At 36.4% G+C, this 6,390-nt stretch carries 7 protein-coding genes and 1 pseudogene; 4 read left to right on the top strand and 4 right to left on the bottom strand.

What is annotated here, in order from left to right; all coding sequences use genetic code 11:
• Positions 1-170 precede the first annotated feature (170 nt).
• From SORDD24_RS09055 to rpsI, 4 genes are all read left to right on the top strand, one after another.
• On the top strand, positions 171-1,064 hold the full coding sequence (locus SORDD24_RS09055) for an ABC transporter ATP-binding protein (protein WP_061409732.1): 894 nt from the start codon (positions 171-173) through the stop codon (positions 1,062-1,064).
• Positions 1,061-2,260 carry an ABC transporter permease gene (locus SORDD24_RS09050; RefSeq protein ID WP_061409730.1) on the top strand — a complete coding sequence of 400 codons (1,200 nt, stop codon included), beginning with the start codon at positions 1,061-1,063 and terminating at the stop codon, positions 2,258-2,260. Before SORDD24_RS09055 ends, SORDD24_RS09050 begins: the two co-directional genes overlap by 4 nt.
• 214 nt (positions 2,261-2,474) lie before the next feature.
• Positions 2,475-2,921, top strand: coding sequence for a 50S ribosomal protein L13 (gene rplM, locus SORDD24_RS09045; protein WP_001044624.1), 447 nt, complete (start codon positions 2,475-2,477; stop codon positions 2,919-2,921).
• An 18-nt stretch (positions 2,922-2,939) separates the two neighbouring features.
• Complete coding sequence (gene rpsI / locus SORDD24_RS09040) at positions 2,940-3,332, top strand: 30S ribosomal protein S9 (protein WP_000075969.1); 393 nt, start codon at positions 2,940-2,942, stop codon at positions 3,330-3,332.
• A 110-nt stretch (positions 3,333-3,442) separates the two neighbouring features.
• Here the strand turns inward: rpsI and SORDD24_RS09035 are convergent, their stop codons facing one another.
• The 4 genes and pseudogenes from SORDD24_RS09035 to SORDD24_RS11835 all read right to left on the bottom strand — a co-directional run.
• Positions 3,443-4,660 carry a site-specific integrase gene (locus tag SORDD24_RS09035; RefSeq protein WP_061409728.1) on the bottom strand — a complete coding sequence of 406 codons (1,218 nt, stop codon included), beginning with the start codon at positions 4,658-4,660 and terminating at the stop codon, positions 3,443-3,445.
• Between the two features lie 67 nt (positions 4,661-4,727).
• Positions 4,728-4,988 carry a helix-turn-helix domain-containing protein gene (locus SORDD24_RS09030; protein WP_061409726.1) on the bottom strand — a complete coding sequence of 87 codons (261 nt, stop codon included), beginning with the start codon at positions 4,986-4,988 and terminating at the stop codon, positions 4,728-4,730.
• Positions 4,989-5,097: 109 nt separating this feature from the next.
• On the bottom strand, positions 5,098-5,766 hold the full coding sequence (locus SORDD24_RS11840) for a hypothetical protein (RefSeq protein ID WP_231082743.1): 669 nt from the start codon (positions 5,764-5,766) through the stop codon (positions 5,098-5,100).
• Positions 5,753-6,390, bottom strand: a pseudogene (locus SORDD24_RS11835) (hypothetical protein); the annotation flags it as partial. The gene SORDD24_RS11840 and the pseudogene SORDD24_RS11835, both read right to left, overlap by 14 nt.

Here is a 6,390-nt window from a genome sequence, read left to right as displayed (position 1 = left end):
ATTCTCCCGGATAGTCTTTAATGGGTTATACTAAAACTATCACTGAAGCACTTAAAATCCTTAGAGACGAAATTATTTACTATAAATTATCATGTTAGAAATGGACATAAATCGTTGTAAAGGCTGTCAAAAAGGAGTATAATAAGTGCAACATATTTCGGAGGTGGAAGATGCTAGAAGTAAGAAATCTAGAGAAAAGTTTCGGTTCCAAGCAAGTCTTGTTTGGTGTCGATTTTCAGGCAAGTCCAGGAAGGATTCTAGGGCTGGTCGGAAAAAATGGTGCTGGGAAAACAACGATTTTCCACAGTATGTTGAAATTTTTGGAGTACCAAGGAGAAATCAGTCTGGATGGACAGGATATTCGTCAGGAGACTTACGCTCGGATAGGTTATTTGCCTGAAGAACGCAGTCTTATGCCCAAGCTGACAGTCCTTGAACAAGTTCGCTACTTGGCGACTCTAAAGGGCATGGATGCCAAGGAGGTCAAGGAGAAACTCCCTCAATGGATGGAAAAACTCGAAGTGAAGGGCAAATTGACCGACAAAATCAAGAGTCTCTCCAAAGGGAATCAACAGAAAATTCAGCTGATTATCACCCTAATCCATGAGCCAGACTTGATTATTCTGGATGAGCCTTTTAGTGGACTGGATCCAGTCAATACTGAACTGCTCAAGCAGGTCATCTTAAAAGAAAAAGAGCGTGGTGCGACCATTATCTTTTCAGACCATGTCATGACCAATGTCGAGGAGCTTTGCGATGATATTCTCATGATTCGAGATGGGCGTGTAGTCTTGCATGGACCAGTTCAGGATGTTCGCAATCAATACGGGAAAACACGTCTTTTTGTTTCAAGTGAACGAAGCAAGGAAGAACTGGAAAAACTTCCTCATGTCAAACAGGTGAGCTTAACCAAGCAAGGCAGTTGGAAATTGATCCTAGATGATGAGAGCGCTGGAAGGGAACTCTTCCCAATCCTCACTCAAGGTCAATACATCGCGACCTTTGACCAACAAGCTCCAACAATCGATGAAATCTTTAAACTAGAATCAGGGGTGGAAGTATGAGAAATATGTGGGTAGTTATTAAAGAAACTTATCTGCGACATGTCAAGTCCTGGAGTTTCTTCTTTATGGTGATTTCGCCGTTCCTCTTTTTAGCCTTATCTGTAGGAATCGGCTTTCTCCAAGGGTCTTCTATGGCCAAGAATAGTAAGATAGCAGTAGTAACAACTGTACCATCTGTGGAAGAAGGGCTCAAGGGTACCAATGGTATCAACTTTGATTATAAGGATGAAGCCAGTGCCCAAGCTGCTATCAAAGATGAGAAAATCAAGGGTTACCTAACCATTGACCAAGAGGACAGTGTCCTCAAGGCCGTCTATCATGGTGAAACTTCTCTTGAAACAGGCATCAAGCTAGCAGTAACCAATAAGCTCAACGAACTGCAATACCAACTCAATCGCTCAGCAGCTAATTTGTCCCAAGAGCAGGAAAAACGGCTGGCTCAAACTGTTGACTTTACTGAGAAGATTGATGAATCCAAGGAAAATAAAAAAATTATTCAAACCATTGCGGCCGCAGGGCTCGGTTTCTTCCTTTATATGATTTTGATTACCTATGCTAGCGTCACTGCTCAGGAAGTGGCTAGCGAGAAAGGAACCAAAATCATGGAAGTGGTCTTCTCTAGTATCCGAGCTAGTCATTATTTCTATGCTCGCATGCTGGCTCTGCTTCTTGTGATTTTGACCCATATTGGCATTTACGTCGTGGGTGGTCTGGCTGCCATTCTTCTCTTTAAAGACCTACCAATCTTGGCTCAATCTGGTATTTTAAATCATCTGGGAGATGCCTTCTCGCTCAATACCTTATTGTTTGTCTTGGTTAGTCTCTTTATGTATGTTGTTTTGGCAGCCTTCCTAGGTTCTATGGTTTCTCGCCCTGAGGATTCAGGAAAGGCCTTGTCGCCACTGATGATCTTGATTATCGCAGGATTCGTTGGAGTGACCGCTCTAGGTGCTGCAGGGGACAATTTAGTTCTGAAAATTGGTTCCTATATTCCTTTCATCTCGACCTTCTTTATGCCATTTCGAGCTATAAATGGGTATGCAAGTGGTCTAGAAGCTTGGATTTCACTTGCCATAACGGTTGTTTTTGCAGTAACTGCAACAGCCTTTATCGGACGCATGTATGCTAGTCTAGTCCTTCAGACAGATGACTTAGGTCTATGGAAAACCTTTAAACGTGCCTTAGCTTACAAATAGCAATAGAAACCTCGTTTTCTCGAGGTTTTTGTGATATTTTAAAGGTCAAATCGGGAAAATTATTTTTCATATCTATTGACTTTTAGTAGTAAAATTTGGTATGATAGTAGACGGTATTGTTTACCCCATTTGTAAGGCCCCGGAACCTTTCAAATACCCCGCGGACCGGAACATCCGCCCAGTAAACAAAAACGATATTCATATAGGAGAAATCATGAACAAAACTACATTCATGGCTAAACCAGGCCAAGTAGAACGCAAATGGTACGTTGTTGACGCAACTGATGTACCTCTTGGACGCCTTTCAGCAGTTGTTGCTAGCGTACTTCGCGGAAAAAACAAACCAACATTCACACCACACACTGATACAGGTGACTTCGTAATCGTTATCAATGCTGAAAAAGTTAAATTGACTGGTAAAAAAGCAACTGATAAGATCTACTACACTCACTCAAACCACCCAGGTGGATTGAAACAAATCTCTGCTGGTGAACTTCGTTCTAAAAATGCAGTACGTTTGATCGAAAAATCAGTTAAAGGTATGCTTCCACACAATACTCTTGGCCGCGCTCAAGGTATGAAATTGAAAGTATTCGTTGGAGCTGAGCACACTCACGCTGCACAACAACCAGAAGTTCTTGATATTTCAGGACTTATCTAAGGAAAGGAACAATAAAGTATGTCACAAGCACAATATGCAGGTACTGGACGTCGTAAAAACGCTGTTGCACGCGTTCGCCTTGTTCCAGGAACTGGTAAAATCACTGTTAACAAAAAAGATGTTGAAGAGTACATCCCACACGCTGACCTCCGTCTTGTAATCAACCAACCATTCGCAGTTACTTCAACTGTAGGTTCATACGACGTTTTTGTTAACGTTGTAGGTGGTGGATACGCTGGTCAAGCAGGAGCTATCCGTCATGGTATCGCTCGTGCCCTTCTTCAAGTAGACCCAGACTTCCGCGATTCATTGAAACGCGCAGGACTTCTTACACGTGACTCACGTAAAGTTGAGCGTAAGAAACCAGGTCTTAAGAAAGCTCGTAAAGCATCACAATTCTCAAAACGTTAATCAATGCGATTATATCAACGTTTCGAAACACTTCATGGTTCACACCATGGGGTGTTTTTTTGATAATTTTTAGCAAAATTCACACCACTTTTCACACCAAATTCACACCATTATTTTTTAAGATTACGAAAGGCAATTTCTCCAACAGCCATTGGGATTACATTTGAAGTGTTGACATAAGTCTTAGTTGTAATCGTATCACTGTGAGTGAGTGCTTCAGAAATAGCTTCCATAGAGGTTCCAGCTTGTTTAGCGAGCGTGGCTCCTGTATGTCGTAATTTATGAGGTGTAGCGTGTTTTAACTTTGGGTGTCGTCTTTTAACAGAGTTCATTTTGTTATTGAGATAATCAACGTGTAGAGGGCTATTTACATTACCTTTCGTATCTATATAGGTAAAGACTAGTTGATCGGATGTTTGCATTATACCAAATTTCGCTAACTCATATTTCTGCTGTTTTTTCCATTCTGAAAGAAGTGATACAAGGTAACTAGGAATTGAAAAAATCGTTTTCTTATTTCCTTTTGTTGACTTTACATTCTTATATTTGTCAAGTGCATGCCTTAAGTCAATTTGAGCGTTTTCCAAGTCTATGTTTTTCCAATGTAGGGCATAGGATTCAGATTTTCTATCGCTTAGAATAAAGGTTGTAAAGAATAGGACATAATCTTTTAGTGATAATTTATCGTTCTCCAAATCTTCTCTAAAAGCATCAAACCAATCTTGTAATTCTTCACTAGATAGATACAGATCTTCCTCATTTTTGGATTCTTGGAGTTTTAGCTTTTTGGTGGCTTTAATTCGCTTAATTGTCTTGGATAATCGATTTGATTCTATGTATTCTAATTCCTCATCCCAATCGAAAATTGAGTTTACATAGCTTCGAATAACCTTGAAATTAGCATATTCTTCAGCTTTAGCAGTCATTAAGTTTAGTACGACTTGCTTATTCTGATTCAGAAAATTGATTGAATAATTACCGAACATTGATAAGATATGCTTTCTGAAAACAGTTTTAGTATTATCAATAGTAACCTGTGTTGGTGGTTTAGTTGTTGAAGTTGTTTGACCAGCTTTGTATGAATCCCACCAAACGTTTTGATAGAAATCTGAAAAGAGGATAGAACCGCTATTCTCCAATGAAGCAGATCCTCCACTAAGAATTTTATCAATCTTATTTTGAAGTTCTAGTTCGTATTTTTTTGCTTCACTCCTTGTTTTGAACCGTTTTTCAATCACTTTCTTATCAATTCCTAGAGAAGACTTAACTTCCTCAGGAATATAAACACGTAAGCGATAGGTTCCGTTTTTAGTTTTTGTAATAGACATAGTATTCTCCTTTTGAATTTAGCTAGAAAATACCATGGTTACATTATAACAAACCACCATAGAATTTCTACTGCTTTTGTAACCAGCGATTGATTTCTGTTTTGCTAAAGCGAACAGTTTTCCCCACCTTAATGCAAGGTAAGCCTTGCTTAATCCAGCTGTCTAAAGTATTGTTGGATATATTCAAATAATCACAAGTCTGCTTTTTATTTAAAAATTGATTGGTATTTTCATTAATATCTAAAAATTTTTCCAGTTCTTTCTTAACAGTATCTGATATTAGTAATTGAAATTGCCGAATCATTTCGTCTGGAATAAATAAATTCATAAATAGTACCGTTTCTTTCTTTCTTTTAGATTTAAATTTTATTAGTTTGGATTTTGTTTTTTAAGTCTTCAAGGGTTGAAGACTTAAAAAACAGGAAAACGTTGCTGTATTAATACTTTTGCAATTTTTTAATCAGAATTTCTATTAAAATGGTTAAAGTATTTTTTTGAATTCTATTAAAAAAATAATCCAGGAATGAACCTATGTCTTTATCCTTGCTTTGAATAATTTCATTAAAAAATGGATTTTTTTCTTCATTTGTAAAACTAGGGATTTTAAAAAGGTTGAGTTCATTATTTTGATTATCCTTGTGACAACCAAAACCAAGGAAAGTAACAAGATATAGAGTATTTAGCATTAAGCTAAAGAGATATAGTACTTGCCATGTAATCATAATAGAAAGAAAATAACTCTCTTTCTTTAAATCATTCTTTCTACTTCTTTTAATCAGATTTCGTTTAGTTCTTGCACAGTTTTTTGGCTTTATAAATTTAGATACATCAATAAATAAGAAAATAGATTCATCAAATGTTATTGGATATAAATAATTCATAGCATGATTTAATTGAGTGTCAAAAAAAGTTTTTATATATTCATCTTTACCTTTTTCTTCATACAATTCTTTTAACTTATTTTGGGTATCTCTAACTGAAGTTTGAACAAATATCTTAAAGTTGGACAATCCTTTCTCAATTACACTATATACAAATGAATAGATCTGATCATTGTGTAGTTTATCTAAGTCAGTAGTCTGGAATTCACTTTTAATTTTTTTCATTCAGTGTCATTTCGTATCTATAGATGCGATATTTACGAGATGCGTTTAATTCAATCTGTTTATTATGTTCTGCTTTTGCTGTTTTATCGTAAAGAACATGCAACAAGTTTTCATTTTTTTTACTTGAAAGAATATGATGATCTTCAGTAGTTGAACATTTTGTATAAACTTTTTTATTTACTTGAGATGTATTAGATAAGCTCCTCAATAATAAATTTCTTGTTTGAAAATGAATAATCGCATCAGTAGCAAATGTAAATGCGATTTCCATTTCATGAACCCTAATAATAGTTGGGATAATCCAAATACCAGTTTGCTGTTTGATTCCTGTTATAACGTTTATTAGTTTCTTTCGTATTGCTGAAATAGAGAGAGTTTCAAAATTTAGACCTCCATGATTCAGCTGGAGTAAGCAATAATTAACAGTATCTCCGCTTTCTTTTTTATAAATTTTTCCAATTTCAAGTTTTCCGAATTCCCTTGATTGGATAATTAAATCTTCTATCTGATTTGAATTGTGAGTAAATTTTTTAACTTCATGAGGATTCTTTTTTTTGAATCCTATCAGTTTTTCAATGTCAACAATTAGATTTTCACCTAAGTTAAAAACCATGCGATCAAACC

The sequence above is a fragment of the Streptococcus oralis genome, from assembly GCF_001579175.1.
Taxonomy (GTDB): Bacteria; Bacillota; Bacilli; order Lactobacillales; family Streptococcaceae; genus Streptococcus; species Streptococcus oralis_O.
This window is presented reverse-complemented; position numbering and strand designations above follow the sequence as displayed.

What these genes read in the sequence shown, in the direction of transcription:
- SORDD24_RS09055 (WP_061409732.1), top strand. Translation starts at nt 171, where the DNA reads ATGCTAGAAGTAAGAAATCTAGAGAAAAGTTTCGGTTCCAAGCAAGTC.
- SORDD24_RS09050 (WP_061409730.1), top strand. Translation starts at nt 1,061, where the DNA reads ATGAGAAATATGTGGGTAGTTATTAAAGAAACTTATCTGCGACATGTC.
- rplM (WP_001044624.1), top strand. Translation starts at nt 2,475, where the DNA reads ATGAACAAAACTACATTCATGGCTAAACCAGGCCAAGTAGAACGCAAA.
- rpsI (WP_000075969.1), top strand. Translation starts at nt 2,940, where the DNA reads ATGTCACAAGCACAATATGCAGGTACTGGACGTCGTAAAAACGCTGTT.
- SORDD24_RS09035 (WP_061409728.1), bottom strand. Translation starts at nt 4,660, where the DNA reads ATGTCTATTACAAAAACTAAAAACGGAACCTATCGCTTACGTGTTTAT.
- SORDD24_RS09030 (WP_061409726.1), bottom strand. Translation starts at nt 4,988, where the DNA reads ATGAATTTATTTATTCCAGACGAAATGATTCGGCAATTTCAATTACTA.
- SORDD24_RS11840 (WP_231082743.1), bottom strand. Translation starts at nt 5,766, where the DNA reads ATGAAAAAAATTAAAAGTGAATTCCAGACTACTGACTTAGATAAACTA.